Below are 21,266 nucleotides of genomic sequence, written 5' to 3'. Positions count from 1 at the left end.
TTGGATTGATCGAGCGCATTCTGCCCGCCGGCGTCACATCTGCGGAACTGTTCGAGGATCCGCCGGGGCTCCGGCCGCATCCGCAGGAGGAGGCACTGATCGCCAAGGCGGTCGAGAAGCGCCGCCGCGAGTTCATCGGAGCCCGCCACTGCGCACGCCTGGCGATGGCCGACCTGGGGGTGGAACCGGCCCCGATCCTTCGGGGCGACAAGGGTTCTCCGGTGTGGCCGCGAGGTGTCGTGGGAAGCCTGACGCACTGCGACGGCTACCGGGCCGCGGTTCTCGGCTACGCGATGCAGATCCGCAGCGTCGGTATCGACGCCGAACCCAACGGGCCGCTGCCGAACGGTGTCCTCGACGCCGTGAGCCTGCCCGAGGAACGTGCGTGGCTGACGTCGGTCGGCCCGGCGCCGGTGCACTGGGACAGGCTGCTGTTCTGCGCCAAGGAGGCGACCTACAAGGCGTGGTTTCCGCTCACCGGCCGGTGGCTCGGGTTCGAGGACGCCCACATCACGTTCGCGTCCGATACCGAGACCGCCGACGGGATCGCCGGTACCTTTCGTTCGCGGCTGCTGGTGCCCGGGGACACGACGGACGGCGGGGCACCGCTCGCGGGTTTCGACGGCCGATGGATGGTGTCGGACGGGCTGATCGTCACCGCCATCTCGGTGAGCTGACGGGGAGTGGAATCGGCACGGCGGGCCGGGGCTGGCAGAATCGGACCACGTGCCCAAGTCTCAGAAACCGTCCTCCGGCCTCGTCGGCGCCGGCCTGCTGATCGTCGACAAGGAAGCCGGGATGACCAGCCACGACGTCGTCTCCCGCTGCCGGAAGCTGTTGAACACCCGCAAGGTGGGGCATGCCGGCACTCTCGATCCGATGGCGACCGGCGTGCTGATCCTCGGCGTCGAGCGGGCCACCAAGCTGCTCGGCCTGCTGGCGCTGACCACCAAGTCGTACACCGCGACGATCCGGCTGGGGCAGGCCACGACGACGGACGACGCGGAGGGCGAGTTGCTCACGACCGCGGACGCGTCCGCCGTCACGGACGAGCAGATCGCCGCCCAGATCGCGGCGCTGACGGGCGACATCCAGCAGGTACCCGCCAGCGTCAGCGCCATCAAGGTCGACGGCCAGCGTGCGCACGCACTGATCCGGGCGGGCGAGGAGGTCACCCTCGCAGCGCGACCGGTGACGGTGTCGCGCTTCGACGTGCTGGCGCGCCGGGACGTTCCGGCTGACGACAGCGGACCGGGCTTCGTGGACCTCGACGTCGACGTCGACTGCTCGTCGGGCACCTACATCCGCGCACTCGCGCGGGACCTGGGCGCGGCGCTGGGCGTCGGCGGGCATCTGACCGCGCTGCGCCGCACGAGCGTCGGACCGTTCACGCTCGAGCACGCGCGCACCCTCGACGAGTTGGCCGAGGATCCCGCGGTCAGCCTCGACATCGACCAGGCCGCGCAGACCGCGTTCCCGCACCGGCAGATCAGCGCCGAGGAGGCCGAGTCGATCAGCCAGGGGCGTTGGCTCGAGCCGATCGGCCGCAAGGAGATCTACGCCGCGATCGACCCCAGCGGGCACACGATCGCGTTGATCCAGGAGCGCGGCAAGCGGGCCGGTTCGGTGATGGTCGTCCGGCCCGCGACACTGCGGTAGCGGGCGTCAGCTGCCCGGAACGAAGCCCGGGTAGACGAAGTGGCCGGGACCGCCTCCGGGCAGGCCGGCGCCCAGCGAACCGGGGTAGTCCTGCGCGAGCTTGGTGAGCTTGTGCGGGTTGCTCTCCCGGTCGGCCTGCCAGCATTCGAGCAGGACGCCGTGGAAGCCGGTGCACACGATGCGGGTGCCGGTGCCGAACGGTGACGTCAGCCTGTTCTCGCTGACGAAGGGATTCCAGTAGTTCGGGTCGGTGGGCGTGAGGAACCCGTTGTAGTCGAACGGCGCCAGCGGGCTAGGGTACGGCGGGGGCACGGGCCACTCGTCCGCCGACGCGATTCCCGCGCCGGCCAGCACGACGGTGGCGGCCGCGCACAGTGATGCGGCGACGCGGGCGGTTCGACGGACGGCTGTGCTCATCGCGGACCTCGTCTCGATCGGCTGCCCGCCTCGGACGCGGGACGCGTGAACCGAGCCTAGACCAGCCAGATGGCTTGCGCCGCAGGGTTGCCGAGGTCGACGTTCCCGGTGTCCGGGTCGCTGCCGAGTCGGATCGAGACGGTGCCGGCGAAGTCGCGCCGCTCGACGACCGCGATCTCGGTGTCGAGGGCGATGCCGACGGAGTCGAAGTAGCGCAGCATCGCCGGATCGGCGTCGGATATCCGCGCGACCCGACCGGACTCGCCGTCCTGGTAGTCGCTCAGTTGCCGCGCCGGGGGAGTGGGCACCGACCCGTCCGCGGACGGGATGGGGTCGCCGTGCGGATCCCGTTCGGGGAAGCCGAGCTTGGCGTCGATCCGATCGATCATCCGGTCGGACACCGCGTGTTCGAGAACCTCGGCCTCGTCGTGGACCTCGTCCCAGCCGTAGCCGAGTTCGTTGACGAGGAACGTCTCGATCAGGCGGTGCCGACGCACCATCGACACGGCCGCGGAGCGCCCGGCGTCGGTGAGCGCGATCGAGCCGTACCGGGCGTGATCGACCAGTCCCTGGTCGGACAGCTTCCGGATGGCTTCGGACACCGTGGAGGCGGATACGCCGATCCGCTCCGACAGGAGCTTGGTCGACACCCGCTCCCGCGACCATTCCTGGACGGTCCAGATGACCTTGAGGTAGTCCTGTGCCACCGACGACAAGGTCTCCGGGTGCGTCACCTCGCTCGGTGCGGGTGCGTCTGATTTCTGCGTGGCCACGGATACGAGCTTAGGCAACCGTCACGTAGGACACACATCACCGCCCGTTCGGTTCATCGATTGCGCAACATGATCAGGGGATTCGGGGCGCAGGGTCGGTCCGAACGTGACCGGTGCGTGCCGTGGCCGTAGGCTGCCACCTGTGCAGAGATGGCGAGGTCTGGACGATGTGCCGGCGGACTGGGGGCGTTGCGTCCTGACGATCGGCGTTTTCGACGGCGTGCATCGTGGGCACGCGCAACTGATTTCCCGTGCGGTCGACGCGGCGCGGGAGCGCGGAATCCCCAGTGTGCTGATGACATTCGATCCGCATCCGGCGGAGGTCGTACGGCCGGGCAGTCACCCGGCGCAGTTGACGACGCTGCCCCGGCGCGCCGAGCTGGCCGAGGAATTGGGCATCGACGTCTTCTGCGTCATGCCGTTCACGACGGAGTTCATGAAGCTCTCACCCGAGCGGTACGTCCACGAGATCCTCGTCGAGCGCCTCCACGTCTCCGAGGTCGTCGTGGGGGAGAACTTCACCTTCGGCCGCAAGGCGGCCGGCAACGTCGATCTGTTGCGCGAGACCGGTGCGCGTTTCGGGTTCGCTGTCGACGGTGTGAATCTGCTCGCCGAGCACGCGGTGACGTTCTCGTCGACCTACATCCGTTCGTGCGTCGACGCCGGGGACGTCGCGGCGGCGGCCGAGGCGCTGGGGCGCCCGCACCGCGTCGAGGGCGTCGTCGTGCACGGCGACGGACGCGGGCGCGGACTCGGTTTCCCGACCGCGAACATCGCGCCGCCGATGTACTCGGCGATCCCCGCCGACGGTGTGTACGCGGCCTGGTTCACGGTGCTCGGTCCCGGACCCGTCGAGGGCACCGTCGAACCCGGTGAGCGATACGCGGCGGCCGTGTCGGTCGGTACGAATCCGACGTTCTCGGGTCGTACCCGGACCGTCGAGGCGTTCGTTTTGGATCGGGAGGCCGACCTGTACGGCCAGCACGTGGCGGTCGACTTCGTCCAGCGGGTGCGCGGGATGGAGAAGTTCGACTCCGTCGAGGCGCTCATCGAGGAGATGGGACGCGACTCCGACAAGGCTCGTGCGATCCTGGCCGAGGCGGCCGGTCGCTGATCGACCGAACCGCCTGGTAAGCTTTCCCGCTGGTGTGTGCTGCGGTTCGCGGCGGCCACACCGTCGGACGTCCGGGGAAACTCGCGAATTCCGATTCCTTTCACGCGGACGTCAGTTACAGGAGTGCACCAAGTGGCATTGACCACCGAGCAGAAGAAGCAGATCCTCGGCGAGTACGGACTGCACGAGACCGACACCGGTTCGCCGGAGGCGCAGGTGGCCATGCTCACCAAGCGCATCGTCGATCTCACCGAGCACCTGAAGATGCACAAGCACGACCACCACTCCCGCCGCGGCCTGCTGCTGCTGGTCGGACGCCGTCGTCGTCTGCTCAAGTACGTCCAGAAGGTCGACATCGCGCGGTACCGCTCGCTGATCGAGCGTCTCGGCCTGCGCCGATAAGACGCGCTCACGGCGAGTCGCCTCGCCGACCTCACCGATAGCCAGCGAGGCACTGTTTAGACTGAGCCTCGTTGGCTATCGGTGTTTGCACCACCGGGGTGAGCACCACAGCCACCCGTCCCCGTAGCCGTGGCGTCGGTCTTCGGTAGTGGCCCTCCGGACGAGTTCCGGCTGGCTTCGATCGACGGCCGCCTCCGCGCTGCCCGGGGTGAACAGCCGCGACCGCGACGGGCAAACGCCTGTGCGGAGCGGCAAAAGACGAGAGGGAAGAGAAGAGAAGCAATGACAGACAATTCCGCAGTAGAGGTCGAAGAGGGCGTGTTCGAGTCCACCGCCGTCATCGACAACGGGACCTACGGCTCCCGCACCATTCGTTTCGAGACCGGACGCCTCGCGCAGCAGGCCGCCGGCGCCGTCGTCGCCTACCTGGACGACGAGACCATGCTGCTGTCGGCCACCTCGGCCAGCAAGCAGCCCAAGGAGCACTTCGACTTCTTCCCGCTGACGGTGGACGTCGAGGAGCGCATGTACGCCGCGGGCCGCATCCCCGGCTCGTTCTTCCGTCGTGAGGGTCGCCCCTCCACCGACGCGATCCTGACCTGCCGTCTGATCGACCGGCCGCTGCGCCCGTCGTTCGTCGACGGCCTCCGCAACGAGATCCAGGTCGTCGTCACGGTCCTGAGCCTCGATCCCAAGGACCTGTACGACGTCGTCGCGATCAACGCGGCATCCGCGTCGACGCAGATCGCCGGTCTCCCGTTCTCCGGCCCCGTCGGTGGCGTGCGCGTCGCGCTGATCACGTCGGAAGAGAACAAGAAGGGCCAGTGGGTCGCGTTCCCGACCGTCGAGCAGCTCGAGGGTGCCGTGTTCGACATGGTCGTCGCGGGCCGTGTCGTCGAGTCCGGTGACGTCGCGATCATGATGGTCGAGGCCGAGGCCACCGAGAACGTCATCAGCCTGATCGACGGTGGCGCGCAGGCGCCCACCGAGGCGATCGTGGCCGAGGGCCTCGAGGCCGCCAAGCCGTTCATCGCGAGCCTGTGCGCCGCGCAGCAGGCGCTGGCCGAGAAGGCCGCCAAGCCCACCGGCGAGTACCCGCTGTTCCCGGCCTACCAGGACGACGTGTACGCCGCAGTGGAGAAGGCTGCGGCCGCTCCGCTCTCCGAGGCGCTGTCCATCGCCGGCAAGCAGGAGCGCGACGACAAGACCGACGAGGTCAAGGCCGCCGTCCTCGAGCAGGTCGCCCCGCAGTTCGAGGGTCGCGAGAAGGAGATCGGCGCAGCGTTCCGCTCGCTGACCAAGAAGCTTGTGCGCCAGCGCATCCTGCGCGACCAGTTCCGTATCGACGGTCGCGGCATCACCGACATCCGGTCGCTGTCCGCCGAGGTCGCCGTGATCCCGCGTGCGCACGGTTCGGCGCTGTTCGAGCGCGGCGAGACCCAGATCATGGGCGTCACCACCCTCGACATGGTCAAGATGGCGCAGCAGATCGACTCGCTGGGCCCCGAGACCAGCAAGCGTTACATGCACCACTACAACTTCCCGCCGTACTCGACCGGTGAGACGGGCCGCGTCGGTTCGCCGAAGCGTCGCGAGATCGGCCACGGCGCTCTCGCCGAGCGCGCCCTCGTGCCGGTGCTGCCGAGCCAGGAAGAGTTCCCGTACGCGATCCGTCAGGTGTCGGAGGCGCTCAGCTCCAACGGTTCCACCTCGATGGGTTCGGTCTGCGCCTCGACCCTGTCGCTGCTGAACGCCGGTGTGCCGCTCAAGGCTCCCGTCGCCGGCATCGCGATGGGACTCGTCTCCGACGAGGTCGACGGCGAGACCCGCTACGTCGCACTCACCGACATCCTCGGCGCCGAGGATGCCTTCGGCGACATGGACTTCAAGGTCGCGGGTACCAAGAACTTCGTCACGGCCCTGCAGCTCGACACGAAGCTCGACGGCATCCCGTCGCAGGTTCTGGCCGGTGCCCTGTCGCAGGCACACGATGCCCGCACCACGATCCTCGAGGTCATGGCCGAGGCCATCGACGCCCCGGACGAGATGAGCCCGTACGCGCCGCGGATCACCACCATCAAGGTCCCCGTGGACAAGATCGGCGAGGTCATCGGCCCCAAGGGCAAGATGATCAACTCGATCACCGAGGAGACCGGCGCCAACATCTCGATCGAGGATGACGGCACGGTGTACGTCGGTGCGGCGGACGGCCCGTCCGCGCAGGCGGCGATCGACAAGATCAACGCCATCGCCAACCCGCAGCTGCCCAAGGTGGGCGAGCGTTTCCTGGGCACGGTCGTCAAGACCACCGCCTTCGGTGCGTTCGTCTCGCTGCTCCCGGGCCGCGACGGACTGGTGCACATCTCCAAGCTGGGCAACGGCAAGCGGATCGCCAAGGTCGAGGACGTCGTCAACGTGGGCTCCAAGCTCCGCGTCGAGATCGCCGACATCGACAACCGCGGCAAGATCTCGCTGATCCCCGTCGAGGATGCTGCGGACGACTCCGCTGCGCCCGCCGAGGGTGACGCCGCCGCCGAGTAGGCCGCCACACGGCACTGCGCCTCGGCCCCGCACGGTTCGTCCGTGCGGGGCCGAGGTGTTTCACCCGCGGTGTATCGTGGATCGACGTTCACCACCCCTTCCGGCACCTGTCCGGACTGTCACAGACTCGCCCGCTGTCGCAGATGCTCCCGGCCTCGAGGAAACACGATTCGCCACATGGCTCAATCCCTTCGCGAGAAGCCCCGACGGGGCTCCGCACCGAAAAGTAGTCCGCAGACCGGCGTTCAGCGCACCGTCCTTCCCGGAGGTCTCCGGGTCGTCACCGAACACGTGCCGGGCGTCCGTTCCGCTTCCGTCGGTGTCTGGGTCGGAGTGGGGTCGCGCGACGAGCAGCCCACCGTCGCGGGCGCCGCGCACTTCCTCGAGCACCTGCTGTTCAAGTCCACCCCGACCCGCACGGCCCTCGACATCGCGCAGGTGATGGACGGCGTCGGCGGTGAACTCAACGCCTTCACGTCGAAGGAGCACACGTGCTTCTACGCACACGTGCTCGACGACGATCTCCCGCTCGCGGTGGACCTGGTGAGCGACGTGGTGCTGCGCGGCCGGTGCAGGTCGACCGATGTCGACGTCGAGCGCCAGGTGGTGCTCGAGGAGATCTCGATGCGCGACGACGACCCGGAGGACCTGCTCGGCGACGCTTTCCTGACCGCGCTGTTCGGCGACCATCCGGTGGGGCGACCGGTGATCGGCAGCGTCGACTCGATCGAGGCGATGACGCGGAGCCAGTTGCACTCGTTCCACGTGCGCCGCTACACCCCCGAGCGGATGGTCGTCGCGGTCGCCGGCAACGTCGAGCACGAGCACACGGTGGAACTGGTGCGGCGGGCGTTCGCGGGCCACCTCGACCGGGACGTCGATCCCGCGCCGAGGCGCGGCGGTGCGGTCCGGCTGCGGACGGCGCCCACGTTGAGCCTGACGAAGCGGGAGAGCGAGCAGGCCCATCTCGCGTTGGGCGTGCGGGCCTTCGGTCGGCACGAGGGCCATCGCTGGCCGCTGTCGGTCCTCAACGCCGCCGTCGGTGGTGGGCTGAGTTCCCGTCTGTTCCAGGAGATCCGGGAAGAACGAGGCCTCGCGTACTCCGTCTACTCGGGGGTCGACACGTTCGCCGACACCGGCGCGTTCTCCGTGTACGCGGGCTGTCAGCCCGAGAACCTCGGCGAGGTCGCGACACTGATCCGCGAGGTACTCGCGAACGTCGCATCCGAAGGCATCACCGACGCCGAGTGCGCCCGGGCCAAGGGATCGTTGCGCGGATCGCTGGTGCTCGGTCTCGAGGACTCGGGGTCGAGGATGACGCGGATCGGTCGCAGCGAACTGAATTACGGCAACCATCAGTCGGTGTCGGAGACCCTGGCGCGGATCGACGAGGTCACCACCGAGGAGGTGCGCGAGGTGGCTCGGGTACTGCTGCAGCGGCCGTTCGCGGCGGCCGTCGTCGGGCCGTACCGGCGCAAGCGGGACCTGCCGGCATCGGTGCGGGGGATCGTCGGGTAGCTCCGGCCGTCACTGCCGGAACAGCGCGACCCGCACGACGTCCGCGGGGTCGACGAGGTGGTCGTGGCCGTCCTCGCCGGCGTCGATCTGCACCCAGTCGATCCGGCCGGTGAATCCGTTGTCGCCGGCCGGGTACTCCGGGGTGACGGTGGACAGGCTGTCGCGCCCCACGTCGGTGTATTCGTAGCCGAAGCCGATCGGTTCGGTGCGCTCGATCCGTCCGGCCACGACCGGCGTGCCGTCGACGAACAGTGTCACGGTGGCGCCCTTGCCGAGTCCGCCGCCGTCGTAAGCGAACTCGCTGCGCACCTGGTGCACTCCAGCGGCGACCGGCGAGGGCGCGCGAATGTAGCTCCGCTCGATCCCGAAGAAGTTGTAGCAGAACGTCGGTCGGCCTTCCAGGAAGTAGAACGACCAACCGCCCGCATGGCCGCCCAGGTTGAGGACGACCCCGCTCGCCCCGCCGTCGGGCACGTCGACCTGCGCGGTCAGCGACCAGGATCGGTTGCGGCAGTTGACGATGTGCATCTCGAGCAGTGCCTGCATCCCGGGTAGCAGCACCTGACGGGTGCCGGGCACGAGCCGCGGTTTACCGGACAGCCCCGGCAGTACCCGTTCGTACGTCCGGTCGTCGAGCGGTAGCACGTTGTGACGGGTCGCCTCGATCAGGAACAGCCGCTGCAGCTCGTGCAGGCGATCGGGGTGCTCCCTCGCCACGTCGCGTGCCTGCGTCCAGTCGGCGGTGCCGTCGTAGAGCTCCCACACGTCGTCGTCGAACGCGACGGCCGGGCCGCCGAGGAACTGCCACGGCGTGCGGTGCTTGGTGACGGCGGACCAGCCGCAGTGGTAGATCCCGCGGTTGCCGAACATCTCGAAGTACTGCGTGACGTGGCGCTCCGGCGCCGAGGCGTCGTCGAAGCTGTACGTCATGTCGACCCCCTCGACGGGTGCCTGCCGGACGCCGTTCACCGTCGTCGGCGCCGGGATGCGCGCGGCCGCGAGCACGGTGGGAACGACGTCGACGACGTGATGGAACTGGTCCCGGATCTCGCCGCGCGCGGAGAAGCCGCGCGGCCAGTGCACCACGGTGCCGTTACGGGTGCCGCCCCAGTGCGACGCGACCTGCTTGGTCCACTGGTACGGGGTGTCCATCGCGTGCGCCCAGCCCACCGCATAGTGCGGTGACGAGTCGGGGCCACCGAGCTGGTCGAGCCGGCTCGCGAGGAACTCGGGCGTCTCGATCGCGGACAGGCCGTTGAGGCTGATCAGTTCGTTGAACGTGCCCTGCAGTGTGCCCTCGGCGGAGGCCCCGTTGTCGCCGATGATGTAGAACACCAACGTGTCGTCGAGGGCGCCGAGCTGTTCGATCGCGTCGACGACCCGGCCCACCTGATGGTCGGTGTGCTCGAGGAATCCGGCGTAGTTCTCCATCTGCCGGCGTAACACCGGCAGCAGCATCTCGTCCATGTCCTCCCACGCGGGAATCACGTCGTGGCGACGCGTGAGTTCGGCGTCCGGCGGCACCACACCGAGTTCCTTCTGGCGGGCGAACGTCCGCTCCCGCAGCGCGTCCCAGCCGTCGTCGAAGCGCCCCCGGTACCGGTCGGACCACTGCGGCGGAACCTGGTGTGGTGCGTGGGTGGCGCCCGGGGCGAAGTACAGGAAGAACGGCTTGTCGGGGGTGAGGACCTTCTGCTGCCGAACCCACGCGACGGCCTTGTCGGCCAGGTCCTCGGAGAGGTGGTACCCCTCCTCCGGGGTTCCCCACGGTTCCACCCGGGTGGTGCCCTCGCGCAGTGTGGGGTACCACTGATCGGTCTCTCCGCCCAGGAAGCCGTAGAAGTACTCGAAGCCGTTGCCGGGCGACGGCCAGCGGTCGAACGGACCCACCGGGCTGGTCTCCCAGATCGGCACCTCGTGGCACTTCCCGACCTGCGCGGTGGCGTAGCCGTTGAGTTTCAGCATCTCGGCGAGCGGCGCGCACGTGTCGGGGCGGACGGATGTGTAGCCTGGCGCGGCCGTCGCCATCTCGGTGATGCTGCCCATCCCCACGGTGTGATGGTTGCGGCCCGTGAGCAGTGCCGCCCGGGTGGGGGAGCACAGCGCGGTGGTGTGGAACCGGGTGTACCTCAGGCCGGTGTCGGCGAGGCGCTGCGCCGTAGGCGTCTGCGCCGGGCCGCCGAACGTGCTCGACGCCCCGAAGCCCACGTCGTCGAGCAGCACGATCAGCACGTTCGGCGCCCCGGCGGGTGGGCGCAGTTGCCGGAGCGGGATGTACCGCGCGTCCGGGTCCTTCGCGTCGTACAGGGCGGTGCCGGAGTACGTTTCGCGCGGTATGGGCAGGATCTGCCGGCCGATGTCGCCGGGATCGTGAGTTCCGCTCGTTGTGCCCATCGGGACGACCTCCCTGACGATTCGCGTGCCGTCGGCGCCCCCTCTCGACGGTACGGTCCGCTCGTGACGGTTCGCAGGGAAATCTCAGCCTCCGCAGCTGTCGACGGGGGTAGCCTCGAACTGCGTCGGTCGGTGGGATCGGACGCTCGTCCGATCCCGGTCGGTGCCGCTGTCGGCGCCCGAAACGGCTGTCCGGCATCGAATTCCGAGAATCGCAGCAACCGCAGGGACGAGGCTGGCGGGACAATGGACGAACTGGCGGAATGGGACATCGTCACCGGTGTCGGCATCACGGCGCTCGGGGTGGCGGCAGGCCGGGCGATGGAGACGCATCGGGACGGAGGCCTCGTCTCCGATCCGTACGCGGAGGCGTTCGTGGAGGCCGCGGCGCCACCGGCCCCGATGCCGACCCGACTCGAGGACACCGACGACCGCGAGGTGCCGTGGCGATCGATGTCCGACTACATGGGCGTGCGATCGCGCTACTTCGACGACTACCTCGGCGACACGAGCCGGGCGGGAATCGGGCAGGTGGTCCTGCTCGCCGCGGGACTGGACGTCCGCGCGTACCGCCTGGACTGGCCGGACGGCACCACGGTCTACGAACTGGACGCGCCCAAGGTGCTGTCCTTCAAGGACGACGTGCTGGCGGCTCAGGGTGCGCATCCTCGCGCGGATCGGCGGGTGGTCGCGGTCGATCTGCGGGAGGACTGGCCGAAGGTGCTGCAGGAGAGCGGCTTCGAACGATCGGTTCCGTCCGCGTGGCTGGCCGAGGGGTTGCTGCCGTTCCTCCCCAACGTCGCGAAGGAGAGGCTGTGCCGATTCGTCACCGACCTGTCGACGCCGGGTAGTCGCTTCGAGGTGGAGCACATCGACGACGTTCGCGGAATGATGCAGGAGGAGTCGTCGCAACGCGCCCGCGACCTCTTCGGCGTCGACATCGAGTCGCTGTGGCCCGACGACGGACCGTTCGACCCCGCGGCGTGGCTGGCGGACAATGGCTGGAACGTCGGCGTCGAGCGCTCGGCGGACGTCGCCGAGCGGTTCGGACGCACGCTCGAGAGCCCGAACGGGGATTCCGCGCGATCGAGCATGTTCATCACCGCCGTCCGCGTGTGATCGGCGAGCGTCGGGTGCGGGCGGCAGGCCCCCGCATCGTAGGCTTGTCTCGAACACATTCAGGGATTCAGGGATTTCGGGCGGAGCGTGTACGTGACTTCAGCAGCACCCATCAGGGTCGGTGTCCTCGGCGCCAAGGGCAAGGTCGGCCGCGCGATGTGCGACGCCGTCGAGCAGGCCGACGACCTCGAACTGGTGGCCGGCGTCGACCAGGGTGAGCGCATCGAGCATTTCGTCGATCAGCGCACGCAGGTCGTCATCGACTTCACCCATCCCGACGTCGTGATGGAAAATCTGCAGTTCCTGATCGCCAACGGCATCCACGCCGTCGTCGGCACCACCGGCTTCGACGACGCGCGCCTCGCGCAGGTGCAGTCGTGGCTCGACGACAACCCCGGTGTCGGCGTGCTGATCGCCCCCAACTTCGCGATCGGTGCGGTGCTGTCGATGCGTTTCGCGGCCGCGGCAGCGCGCTTCTTCGACTCCGTCGAGGTCATCGAACTGCACCACCCGAACAAGGCGGACGCGCCGTCGGGTACCGCCTACCGGACGGCCGCGCTCATCGCCGAGGCCCGCGACAAGGCCGGTCGCGGACCGAGCCCCGACGCCACCACGACAGAACTCGAGGGTGCACGCGGCGCCGACGTCAACGGTGTGCGGGTGCACTCGATCCGGCTCGCCGGGCTCGTCGCGCACCAGGAGGTGCTCCTCGGCACGCAGGGCGAGACGCTCACCATCCGGCACGACTCGATCGACCGGAACTCCTTCGCCCCCGGTGTGCTGCTGGGCGTGCGCGAGATCGGCACGCGCCCGGGCCTCACCGTCGGCATCGACCCCCTGCTGGACCTGTGAAGAACCAGTCGACGCGGGTCGTCGTCGCGATCGCGGCGATCGTCGTCGCGCTGTCGTTCTACTTCGTCCTGCTCGGCCAGCGCGGTATCGCGCTGATCCAGGACGGCCGCGCCGTCCCGGTCGTGTTGGGCATCGCCGTGCTGGTGCTGCCGTTCCTCGGCGTGTGGATGGTCGTCGCGACCATCCGGTCCGGGCTGGCGCACCAGCACCTCGCCCGGCGCATGCACGACGAGGGCCTCGAGCTCGACGTCGACGATCTGCCGCGGCGGCCGTCGGGCCGGATCGAGCGCGACGCCGCCGACGAGCTGTTCGCGCAGGTCAAGCAGGAGTGGGAGTCCGACCCCGACAACTGGCGCAACTCCTACCGGCTCGCACGAGCGTACGACTATGCCGGCGACCGCGGTCGGGCCCGCGAGACCATGCGCCGCGCCGTCGCGCTCGAGAAGCACGAGCGGGAGAACTGACCCATGGCTGACGGGTCGCCGGAGGACACGGACAAGGTGCTCCTCGTCGTGCACCACACGTCCTCCCCGGCGACCCGGGAACTGCTCGAGGCGGTGCTGGCCGGCGCCCACGACCCCGAGATCACCGGCGTCACGGTGCGGTCCGTCCCGGCGCTGCACGCGACGCCCGTCGACGTGCTGGGTGCCGACGGCTACGTGTTCGGGACGTCCGCGAACTTCGGCTACATGTCGGGCGCGCTCAAGCACTTCTTCGACACCGTCTACTACTCGTGCCTCGACGCGGTCGCCGGACGTCCGTTCGGGCTGTGGGTGCACGGCAACAACGACACCGCGGGCGCCGTGAAGTCCGTCCAGAAGATCGTCACCGGCCTCGAGTTGGTGCAGGCGGCGGGGATCGTCGAGATCACCGGACCGATCGACGCGGCCGTGCGTGAGAGCTGCTACGAACTGGGCGCAACCGTCGCGGTCACCGTCGCCGGCGACCTCTGAGATCAGTTCATCGGAACCGTGTTCGGATCGGACCGGTCCGGTGGACCTGCCTGGAAGGGCGGGGGATTGTCGACGTCGAAGACGTCGGGCAGCGCGGCGCACGTAGCCCCCGGCTCGGGGAAAGTGTTGCGGTTCAACCGGAGCGCGGCGACGAAGTGATCGATCCGGGTGTCCGACGGTCCGTCGACCACCAGTTGATGGCCCCACGACTGCAGCGAGATCGGCACGGACAGACCGGGATACGGCGACATCATGAGGTACGGCTGTCCCTCGACGCGGTCGACGAGTCCGTCGAGAGCGGCGCCGGTGACGAGGGTCGGGTCGTACGTGATCCACACCGCGCCGTGTTCGAGCGAGTGCACCGCGTTCTCGCTGCGGATCGGCTTGTCGTACACCGTGCCGGTGCACGCCGCCCACACCGCGTCGTGCGGGCCGCCGAACGGGGGAGTGCGGTCGTACGCCACCCGTTGGGTCGCGCGCACGTGCAGCCCGACCGGGTATTCGACGACGGTGATGCCCTCGATGCCGAGCGACGGATCGGGGTTGTCGTTCGACGGTGCGAACGGATCCGCGACGGCGGCACCCTCGACGGTGGTGCCGCAACCCGCGACGACGAGCACGAGGGCGCTCGCCGCCGCGGCCCGGAGGTAGGCCTGCACGGGCGTCGGCTCTACTTGCCGGCGAGGAACTTGGTGAGGCCCTGGCTGGCGGTCTCGAGAGCCATCTTCTGGGCCTTCTTCAGCAGGAATCCGGGCAGCGGGATCTTGGGATCGACGGTGAGAGCGAACTTGACCAGCGTGCCGTCACCCTTCGGGGTGAGCGTGTAGGAGCCGTCCTGGCTGTTCTGTTGCGTGCTCTCGACGAGCGTCCACGACATGCCCGAGTCGCCGTCCCACGTGTAGTCGACGACCTGTTCGTCGTTGATGCCCATGATCGAGACCGTCATCCGGACGCGATTCGCGCGGCCGTCCGGGTGGGTGCTCTCGACGATGACCTTCTTGTGAGCGGACGACCATTCGGGCAGGCGGTCGACAGCGGCGATCGCCGCCATCACGTCGGCCGGTGCGGCCTCGACCTGGAATTCCTTTGCCCCGGAAACAGCCATGCTCTCCACTCCTCAACGCTGTGAAAACAGTGAACGACGAGACGCAATTGAACCATTAGCGGCGCGGGGATTCCGGCAGGTCGCGATCGGAGGCGTCGGACGACCGCCGCGTCCTCACCGATCGTCGCCGGGGCGACTGCGCCGCATCTGATCACGCAGCGCGCCCTGAACGGCTTGCGAGACCCAGGAATTGAGCGACATCCCGTCCTGCAGGGCCGCTTCCTCCGCTCGGGACTTGATCTGGTCGACCAGTCGCAGCGTGACGCGGCTGATGTCGCCGGTGACATCCTCGAGCGTGCGGAAGGCGTCGGCGGGGTCACCTGTCCGCTCGCCGGGGTCGGTGTCCCGCTCGGGGCGGCGCCGCGAGGATTCGACCGTGGCCTCGGTGCCGTCGAACCGCACGTGCAGGGTGCGGTCGCCCATCTCCTCCGATGCCTCGCGAGCGAGATCGGACAGCGCTGAGACGAGCATGAGTTGGGCCGATCGCTCCGCCGCTCCCGCGAGGGCCTCGGCGATCCGCTGGGTGTCCGTGTCGCCGAGGGCTGCCGCGGCAGTCAGGTCGTCGCGCAGTCGGGCCGTGTACTCGGTGAGGTTCATGACGCCAGTGTGACGCCATCGTGGCGTCAGTTCAAGGTCTTGGTGACGTCATCGGTTGTTTCGCTGCGGCTCAGGGCAGGATCGAGTCCACGTAGCCGCCGTCGACGCGCACGGCGCCGCCGGTCGTGGCGGACGCGAACGGCGAGGCGAGATAGACGACCAGGTTGGCGATCTCCTCGGGCTCGATCAGCCTCTGTAGCAGGGACTGTGGGCGGTACTCGACCATGAACCGGTGCTGAGCCTCGTCCCACGGCAGCTCGCCGCCGACCAGTTCCCGGACGAACTGCTCGACTCCGCCGGTGTGCGTCGGACCGGCGATGACGGAATTGACGGTGACACCGCTGCCGGCCGCGTCCTTGGCGAATCCACGGCTCACGGCGAGCAGCGAGGTCTTCGTCATGCCGTAGTGGATCATCTCGGCGGGAATGGCCACCGCAGAGTCGCTGGCGAGGTTGAGGACACGTCCCCAGCCCCGCTCCTTCATCCCGGGCAGATAGGCGCGGATGAGCCGAACGGCGGAGAGCACGTTGACCTCGAAGTAGCGGCGCCACTCGGCGTCGTCGATCTCCAACGGGGGAGCGGACCCGAAGATGCCGAGGTTGTTGACGAGGATGTCGACGGTGGGCTCGGCATCGACCACAGCCGCGGTGCCGTCCTCCGTCGCCAGGTCGCCCACCGCCCCGACGACGGCGTCACTGCCGGATTCCGCGCGCGCCGTGCGGACCGCTGTGTCGACACGCTCCTCGCTGCGGCCGTTGACGACGACGCGTGCACCCGCGCGGGCGAGGCCGGTGGCGATGGCGTAGCCGATGCCCTGGGTGGAACCGGTGACCAGAGCCGTGCGATCGGACAGGTCGATCTGCATGAGAATTCCCCTCACCGAAGTTGTGGACCGCGGGGATGCGGGCTCGTCCCGTCCCGGCGGCCCGAGGAACATGGTCCCAGATTTCGGGTGCTGAGGTCGCGTGTTGTGTCGACGCGCCGCGCGCAACGTGCACGGCATAGGGTCGGGCAAAGGTGAAGGACGATCCCCGGAGGATGTGCAGTGCCCAACGCGGTGCCCCTGAAGGTCCAACTCGTCGCGAAGACGGAGTTCTTCCCGCCTGCCGACATCCCGTGGGAGACCGACGCCGACGGCGGTGAGGCCCTGGCGGAGTTCGCCGGACGGGCGTGCTACCAGAGCTGGTCCAAGCCGAACCCCCGCACCGCGACCAACGCCGGATACCTGCGGCATCTCCTCGAAGTAGGGCATCTCTCGGTGCTCGAGCACGGCAGCGTCAGCTTCTACATCAGCGGCATCTCACGCTCGTGCACCCACGAGCTGATCCGGCACCGGCACTTCTCCTACTCGCAGCTGTCGCAGCGCTTCGTCCGCGAGAACGACGCCAACGTCGTGATCCCGCCCGCGATCGCCGGAGACGAACGGCTCGAGGCACTGTTCGCGAAGGCGACCCAGGCCAGCCGCGGCGCGTACGCGGAACTCCTCGAAGCTCTCGAGGAGAAGCTCGCCGACGAGCCCAACGGGCCGGTCCGCAACAAGCAGGCCCGGCAGGCGGCCCGGTCGGTGCTGCCGAACGCCACCGAGACCCGCGTCGTGGTCAGCGGCAACTACCGCGCCTGGCGGCATTTCGTGGAAATGCGGGCCACCGAGCACGCCGACGTCGAGATCCGCCAGGTCGCCGTCGAGTGTCTGCGGCAACTGCAGGCGGCGGCTCCGAATGTGTTCGGCGACTTCGAAATCGTCACCCTGTCCGACGGTTCCGAGGTGGCGACGAGCGAGTTCGCTGCGGTCCTGTGAGCTGCCGGGGGTTCCGCGGTGCCGTCGCGTTCAAGTCTGCAACCGAGACCGGGTAGCCTTCTGACCATGACCTACGGTGATTCAGCTGCTTACGTCGAGCGTCCGTTCGGCACCGTCCTGACGGCAATGGTGACCCCGTTCACCAAGGACGGAAAGCTGGACGTAGACGCCGGCGTGCGGTTGGCCGCCCACCTCGTCGACAACGGGTGCGACGGACTCGTGCTCGCCGGCACCACCGGCGAATCGCCCACCACCACCGAGGACGAGAAGCTGGAACTGCTGCGCGCGGTCATCGCCGCCGTGGGCGACCGGGCCAAGATCGTCGCCGGTGCCGGCAGCAACGACACCGCGCACAGCGTCGAACTCGCGCGTGACGCCGCCCGCGCGGGGGCGCACGGTCTGCTCGTCGTCACGCCGTACTACTCGCGTCCGCCGCAGGCCGGGCTCTACGCCCACTTCACCGCGGTCGCCGACGCCACGGATCTGCCGGTCATGCTCTACGACATTCCACCCCGCTCCGTGGTACCCATCGAGACGGAGACGATCCGGCGTCTCGCCGACCACCCGCGCATTCTCGCGGTCAAGGACGCCAAGGGCGACCTCAATGCCGGCGCCGAATTGATCGGCACCACCGATCTCGACTTCTTCTCGGGTGACGACCCACTGAATCTGCCGTGGCTGTCCGTCGGCGCCGTCGGCTTCGTCAGCGTCATCGGCCACCTCGTCCCGCAGCGCCTGCGCGCGCTGCACACCGCGTTCGCCGAGGGCGACCTCGCCAAGGCGCGCGAGATCAATCTCAGCCTCGTCCCGGTGAACCGCTCCGTGGCGCGACTGGGCGGCGTCAGCGCCTCCAAGGCGGGACTACGGCTGATGGGCCTCGACGTCGGCGAGCCGCGCCTGCCGCAGGTCGCCCCGACGACCGAGCAGATCGACATCCTGGCAGCGGATCTGGCGGCAGCGGGGGTGCTGGCATGACTCGTCCCGCACGTCGTCGCAGCGCCTCCCGTCAGGCCGGCCCGCCGGCCCCCGCATCCGAGCGGGCCCAGCAGCCGGAGCCGGCCGTCGAGGCCGAGGCGACCGCCGGCAGCGCGCCGGCACAGCACGCCGACGCCCCCAAGCAGGCCCAGGCTCAGGCCCCCGCCGCGAAGTCGACCGGACGCCGCTCGGGGTCACGCAAGCCGTCGCGCAGTAAGGCGCCGGTACCGGTCGCCGCCGACCCCACCGACCGGCTCGGGCTGCCCCCGAAGGCGCCGAAGAACGGCCTGCGCGTCGTCGCGCTCGGCGGTATCGGCGAAATCGGCCGCAACATGACGGTTTTCGAACATCAGGGCAAGCTGCTCATCGTCGACTGCGGTGTGCTGTTCCCCGAGGACCAGCAGCCCGGCGTCGACCTGATCCTCCCGGACTTCCGGTACATCGAGGACCGGATGGACGACGTCGAGGCGATCATCCTCACGCACGGCCACGAGGACCACATCGGCGCCGTGCCGTTCCTGCTGCGCCTGCGGCAGGACATCCCGATCGTCGGTGCCAAGTTCACCCTCGCGCTGGTCGCCGCGAAGTGCCGCGAGCACCGTCTGCGGCCCAACCTCGTCGAGGTCGTCGAGGGCGACAAGACCACCCACGGTCCGTTCGAGTGCGAGTACTTCGCGGTCAACCACTCGATCCCCGACGCGATCGCCGTCGCGATCCGCACGACTGCCGGTGTCGTGCTGCACACCGGCGACATCAAGTTGGATCAGCTGCCGCTCGACGGCCGCCTCACCGACCTCGCCGGCTTCTCCCGTCTCGGTGACGAGGGCGTCGACCTGTTCCTCGTCGACTCCACCAATGCCGAGGTGCCGGGCTTCGTCACCCCCGAGCGTGAGATCGGTGGCGTCCTCGACAACGTCATCGGCAAGGCCACCCAGCGGGTGATCGTCGCGTCGTTCGCGAGCCACGTGCACCGCATCCAGCAGGTTGTCGACGTCGCCAAGCGGTACAACCGCCGGGTCGCCTTCGTGGGGCGGTCGATGGTCCGCAACATGCAGATCGCGCAGGACCTCGGATACCTGTCGGTGCCGGACGGCCTCGTCGTCGACATCGACACCGCCGCGAACCTGCCCGACGACAAGCTCGTGCTGATCTCCACCGGTTCGCAGGGCGAGCCGTTGTCCGCGCTGTCCCGGATGGCGCGCGGTGAGCACCGTCAGATCAACATCCGTGCCAACGACCTGGTCGTGCTCGCGTCGTCGCTGATCCCCGGCAACGAGAACTCGGTGTTCGCGGTCGTCAACGGTCTCGCCAAGCGCGGCGCCACCGTCGTCACGCAGCAGAACGCCAAGGTCCACGTCTCCGGGCACGCGTCCGCCGGTGAGCTGCTGTACCTGTACAACGCGGTGCGGCCCACCAACGCGATGCCGGTGCACGGCGAATGGCGCCACCTGCGCGCCAACGCCGCGCTGGCCGAGGCCACGGGTGTACCGAAGGACCGGATCGTCCTCGCGGAGGACGGCGTCGTGGTGGACATGGTCGACGGCCTCGCCGAGATCGTCGGACGCGTCCCCGTCGGCCACGTGTACGTCGACGGCAACTCGGTCGGTGACGTCGGGCACTCGACGCTCTCGGACCGCCTCGTCCTCGGCGAGGGCGGGTTCATCTCGATCTCCGTCGCCATCGACAACGAGACCGGCCGCGCCGTCAGCGAACCCGAGGTCAGTGGCCGCGGCTTCTCCGACGACCCGCAGGCACTGTCGGAGGCCGCGCGCCTCGTCGACAAGGTCCTCGGTGACCTCGCAGCCGAGGGCATCAACGACACCCACCGGATCGCACAGGCCGTGCGCCGGGTCGTGGGTCGCTGGGTGGCAGAGAAGTACCGTCGTCGACCGATGATCGTGCCGACCGTCATCGGGGTGCCCTGACCCGATCCGACGTGGGTCGCGCGCGGCGGGGTGAGGAGGTCGTCCCGTCATGGCCGAGCGGAAGCCGCTGCGCGCGACGTTCGAGTCGTGGGTCGAGACCCAGATTCGCGGCGCCTACGAGCGCGGCGAGTTCGAGAATCTCGAGGGGGCGGGCAAGCCCATCCCCGATCGTGACGGCGACGACTGGTGGGTGCGCGGCTACCTCGCACGGGAGGGTTTGTCCGCGGACGACCTGCTGCCCGAGCCGCTGCGACTACGCAAGGACATCGAACGGCTACCCGACTCGGTGCGCACCGCGCGCTCCGAGCGGGAGGTGCGCGACGAGGTCGCCCGGCTCAATCGCAGGATCGCGGCGTGGCTGCGCAACCCTTCCGGGCCGCGGGTCCCGATCCGGCGCGTGGACGCCGACGGGATCGTCGAGCGGTGGCGTGCCGATCGGCCCACACAACCGGTCGTCGACGTGGGTGCGATCGACGAGGAGCGGCGTCGAACTCGGCGAGCACAGGCCAGTGCGGCACTCGCGGAGGCCGGCTACACCGAGATCCGGCGAGGAAAGGTGCGCTCCGATCGACCGCAACGGAGCACCGGTCGCTTCGCGTGGGCGTTCCGGCGTCGCCGAAAGGTGAAATGAGCCTTGGGTGCTCAGCCCTCGAGCTTGCCGTAGTCGACGGTGAACCAGCGCTGCGGGTGCATCCGGATCAGCACTGCCCGATCGTTGAAGGACTCCGCGATGAATTTCTCCGCCTCGTCGTCCGGTAGGTACCGGCGCACGAGGGGGCGGACGTCCTCGGGCGTGACGGTCTCCTGGAACGTGGCCGGCCCCTCCACGCTCACGTAGCGGTACGGCGGCGCCTCCTGCTGCGCGCACAGACTGAACCGCCCGCTCGCGCGGATGAGTTGCTCCTTGACGGTGCCGCGCTCGGTCCACACCACCACTTCGCCGCCGGGCGAGTAGTGGTACCAGATCGGTACCGCGAGCGGGGCCCGGCCGTCGCGTTCGGCGGCAATCACCCCGACGTGCAGGTCGGCGAGGAACTCCTCGCGTTCGTGGGCGGACATGGTGGTCTTCGACATTCGTCGCTCCTCACCGCATACGTCGCTGAAGTGCTGTCGTCCTCCACGCT

Annotated in this window: 22 protein-coding genes; 14 read left to right on the top strand and 8 right to left on the bottom strand. The window is 69.0% G+C overall.

The genetic code is table 11. From position 1 onward, the window contains the following. The first annotated feature begins 5 nt into the window (after positions 1–5). A complete protein-coding gene (gene npt / locus ABEU20_RS20765; protein WP_420166252.1) occupies positions 6–677 on the top strand; it encodes a 4'-phosphopantetheinyl transferase Npt in 672 nt (223 codons plus the stop codon). Between the two features lie 49 nt (positions 678–726). Then, positions 727–1,659, top strand: a complete 933-nt coding sequence (truB, locus tag ABEU20_RS20760; RefSeq protein ID WP_420166251.1) for a tRNA pseudouridine(55) synthase TruB — start codon at positions 727–729, stop codon at positions 1,657–1,659. A 6-nt stretch (positions 1,660–1,665) separates the two neighbouring features. Here the strand turns inward: truB and ABEU20_RS20755 are convergent, their stop codons facing one another. Then, entirely contained in the window at positions 1,666–2,076 is a 411-nt protein-coding gene (locus ABEU20_RS20755; protein ID WP_420166250.1) for a hypothetical protein, read from the bottom strand. Positions 2,077–2,132: 56 nt separating this feature from the next. Beyond that, positions 2,133–2,810, bottom strand: a complete 678-nt coding sequence (locus ABEU20_RS20750; RefSeq protein WP_420166284.1) for a metal-dependent transcriptional regulator — start codon at positions 2,808–2,810, stop codon at positions 2,133–2,135. 181 nt (positions 2,811–2,991) lie between these two features. Between ABEU20_RS20750 and ABEU20_RS20745 the strand changes: the two genes are divergently transcribed. The 4 genes from ABEU20_RS20745 (at position 2,992) to ABEU20_RS20730 (ending at position 8,424) form a co-directional block, all read left to right on the top strand. Further along, on the top strand, positions 2,992–3,963 hold the full coding sequence (locus ABEU20_RS20745) for a bifunctional riboflavin kinase/FAD synthetase (protein ID WP_420166249.1): 972 nt from the start codon (positions 2,992–2,994) through the stop codon (positions 3,961–3,963). A gap of 132 nt (positions 3,964–4,095) precedes the next feature. Continuing rightward, positions 4,096–4,365, top strand: a complete 270-nt coding sequence (rpsO, locus tag ABEU20_RS20740) for a 30S ribosomal protein S15 (RefSeq protein WP_031939812.1) — start codon at positions 4,096–4,098, stop codon at positions 4,363–4,365. Between the two features lie 282 nt (positions 4,366–4,647). After that, on the top strand, positions 4,648–6,906 hold the full coding sequence (locus tag ABEU20_RS20735; protein WP_420166248.1) for a polyribonucleotide nucleotidyltransferase: 2,259 nt from the start codon (positions 4,648–4,650) through the stop codon (positions 6,904–6,906). A gap of 177 nt (positions 6,907–7,083) precedes the next feature. After that, positions 7,084–8,424 carry a M16 family metallopeptidase gene (locus ABEU20_RS20730; RefSeq protein ID WP_420166247.1) on the top strand — a complete coding sequence of 447 codons (1,341 nt, stop codon included), beginning with the start codon at positions 7,084–7,086 and terminating at the stop codon, positions 8,422–8,424. Positions 8,425–8,433: 9 nt separating this feature from the next. Here the strand turns inward: ABEU20_RS20730 and ABEU20_RS20725 are convergent, their stop codons facing one another. Further along, a complete protein-coding gene (locus tag ABEU20_RS20725; protein ID WP_420166246.1) occupies positions 8,434–10,818 on the bottom strand; it encodes an arylsulfatase in 2,385 nt (794 codons plus the stop codon). Positions 10,819–11,064: 246 nt separating this feature from the next. On the opposite strand from ABEU20_RS20725, the gene ABEU20_RS20720 reads away from it, so the two are divergent. The 4 genes from ABEU20_RS20720 (at position 11,065) to ABEU20_RS20705 (ending at position 13,742) form a co-directional block, all read left to right on the top strand. Beyond that, on the top strand, positions 11,065–11,937 hold the full coding sequence (locus ABEU20_RS20720; protein WP_420166245.1) for an SAM-dependent methyltransferase: 873 nt from the start codon (positions 11,065–11,067) through the stop codon (positions 11,935–11,937). 93 nt (positions 11,938–12,030) lie between these two features. Further along, the gene (dapB, locus tag ABEU20_RS20715; protein WP_420166244.1) at positions 12,031–12,789 is read left to right on the top strand and encodes a 4-hydroxy-tetrahydrodipicolinate reductase; all 759 of its coding nucleotides are present in this window, start codon (positions 12,031–12,033) and stop codon (positions 12,787–12,789) included. After that, positions 12,786–13,253 carry a hypothetical protein gene (locus ABEU20_RS20710; protein WP_420166243.1) on the top strand — a complete coding sequence of 156 codons (468 nt, stop codon included), beginning with the start codon at positions 12,786–12,788 and terminating at the stop codon, positions 13,251–13,253. The genes dapB and ABEU20_RS20710 overlap by 4 nt, the downstream gene beginning before the upstream one ends. 3 nt (positions 13,254–13,256) lie before the next feature. Next, a complete protein-coding gene (locus tag ABEU20_RS20705) occupies positions 13,257–13,742 on the top strand; it encodes a flavodoxin family protein (protein ID WP_420166242.1) in 486 nt (161 codons plus the stop codon). A gap of 2 nt (positions 13,743–13,744) precedes the next feature. On the opposite strand, the gene ABEU20_RS20700 is transcribed toward ABEU20_RS20705, so the two are convergent. From ABEU20_RS20700 to ABEU20_RS20685, 4 genes are all read right to left on the bottom strand, one after another. After that, complete coding sequence (locus ABEU20_RS20700) at positions 13,745–14,401, bottom strand: DUF3105 domain-containing protein (RefSeq protein WP_420166241.1); 657 nt, start codon at positions 14,399–14,401, stop codon at positions 13,745–13,747. 11 nt (positions 14,402–14,412) lie between these two features. Then, on the bottom strand, positions 14,413–14,847 hold the full coding sequence (locus tag ABEU20_RS20695) for an SRPBCC family protein (RefSeq protein ID WP_420166240.1): 435 nt from the start codon (positions 14,845–14,847) through the stop codon (positions 14,413–14,415). Between the two features lie 114 nt (positions 14,848–14,961). Next, the gene (locus tag ABEU20_RS20690) at positions 14,962–15,444 is read right to left on the bottom strand and encodes a hypothetical protein (protein WP_420166239.1); all 483 of its coding nucleotides are present in this window, start codon (positions 15,442–15,444) and stop codon (positions 14,962–14,964) included. 70 nt (positions 15,445–15,514) lie between these two features. Continuing rightward, positions 15,515–16,309 carry an SDR family NAD(P)-dependent oxidoreductase gene (locus tag ABEU20_RS20685; RefSeq protein WP_420166238.1) on the bottom strand — a complete coding sequence of 265 codons (795 nt, stop codon included), beginning with the start codon at positions 16,307–16,309 and terminating at the stop codon, positions 15,515–15,517. Between the two features lie 180 nt (positions 16,310–16,489). Here ABEU20_RS20685 and thyX point away from each other — a divergent pair, with 180 nt between their 5' ends. The 4 genes from thyX to ABEU20_RS20665 all read left to right on the top strand — a co-directional run bounded on the left by thyX (position 16,490) and on the right by ABEU20_RS20665 (position 20,773). Next, on the top strand, positions 16,490–17,242 hold the full coding sequence (gene thyX, locus ABEU20_RS20680) for an FAD-dependent thymidylate synthase (RefSeq protein ID WP_420166237.1): 753 nt from the start codon (positions 16,490–16,492) through the stop codon (positions 17,240–17,242). Positions 17,243–17,308: 66 nt separating this feature from the next. Then, positions 17,309–18,217, top strand: coding sequence for a 4-hydroxy-tetrahydrodipicolinate synthase (dapA, locus tag ABEU20_RS20675; RefSeq protein WP_420166236.1), 909 nt, complete (start codon positions 17,309–17,311; stop codon positions 18,215–18,217). Then, positions 18,214–20,142, top strand: a complete 1,929-nt coding sequence (locus tag ABEU20_RS20670) for a ribonuclease J (protein ID WP_420166235.1) — start codon at positions 18,214–18,216, stop codon at positions 20,140–20,142. The genes dapA and ABEU20_RS20670 overlap by 4 nt, the downstream gene beginning before the upstream one ends. Positions 20,143–20,191: 49 nt before the next feature. Then, entirely contained in the window at positions 20,192–20,773 is a 582-nt protein-coding gene (locus ABEU20_RS20665) for a DnaJ family domain-containing protein (protein WP_420166234.1), read from the top strand. An 11-nt stretch (positions 20,774–20,784) separates the two neighbouring features. Here the strand turns inward: ABEU20_RS20665 and ABEU20_RS20660 are convergent, their stop codons facing one another. Next, positions 20,785–21,216: a pyridoxamine 5'-phosphate oxidase family protein gene (locus ABEU20_RS20660; RefSeq protein ID WP_420166233.1), complete on the bottom strand. Its 432-nt coding sequence runs from the start codon at positions 21,214–21,216 to the stop codon at positions 20,785–20,787. Between the last annotated feature and the right edge of the window lie 50 nt (positions 21,217–21,266).

Source organism: Rhodococcus parequi, assembly GCF_046042785.1.
In the GTDB taxonomy this organism is placed as follows: Bacteria; Actinomycetota; Actinomycetes; order Mycobacteriales; family Mycobacteriaceae; genus Prescottella; species Prescottella parequi.
Note: the sequence above shows the minus strand (reverse complement) of the source record. Positions and strands in the feature narration are given on the sequence as shown.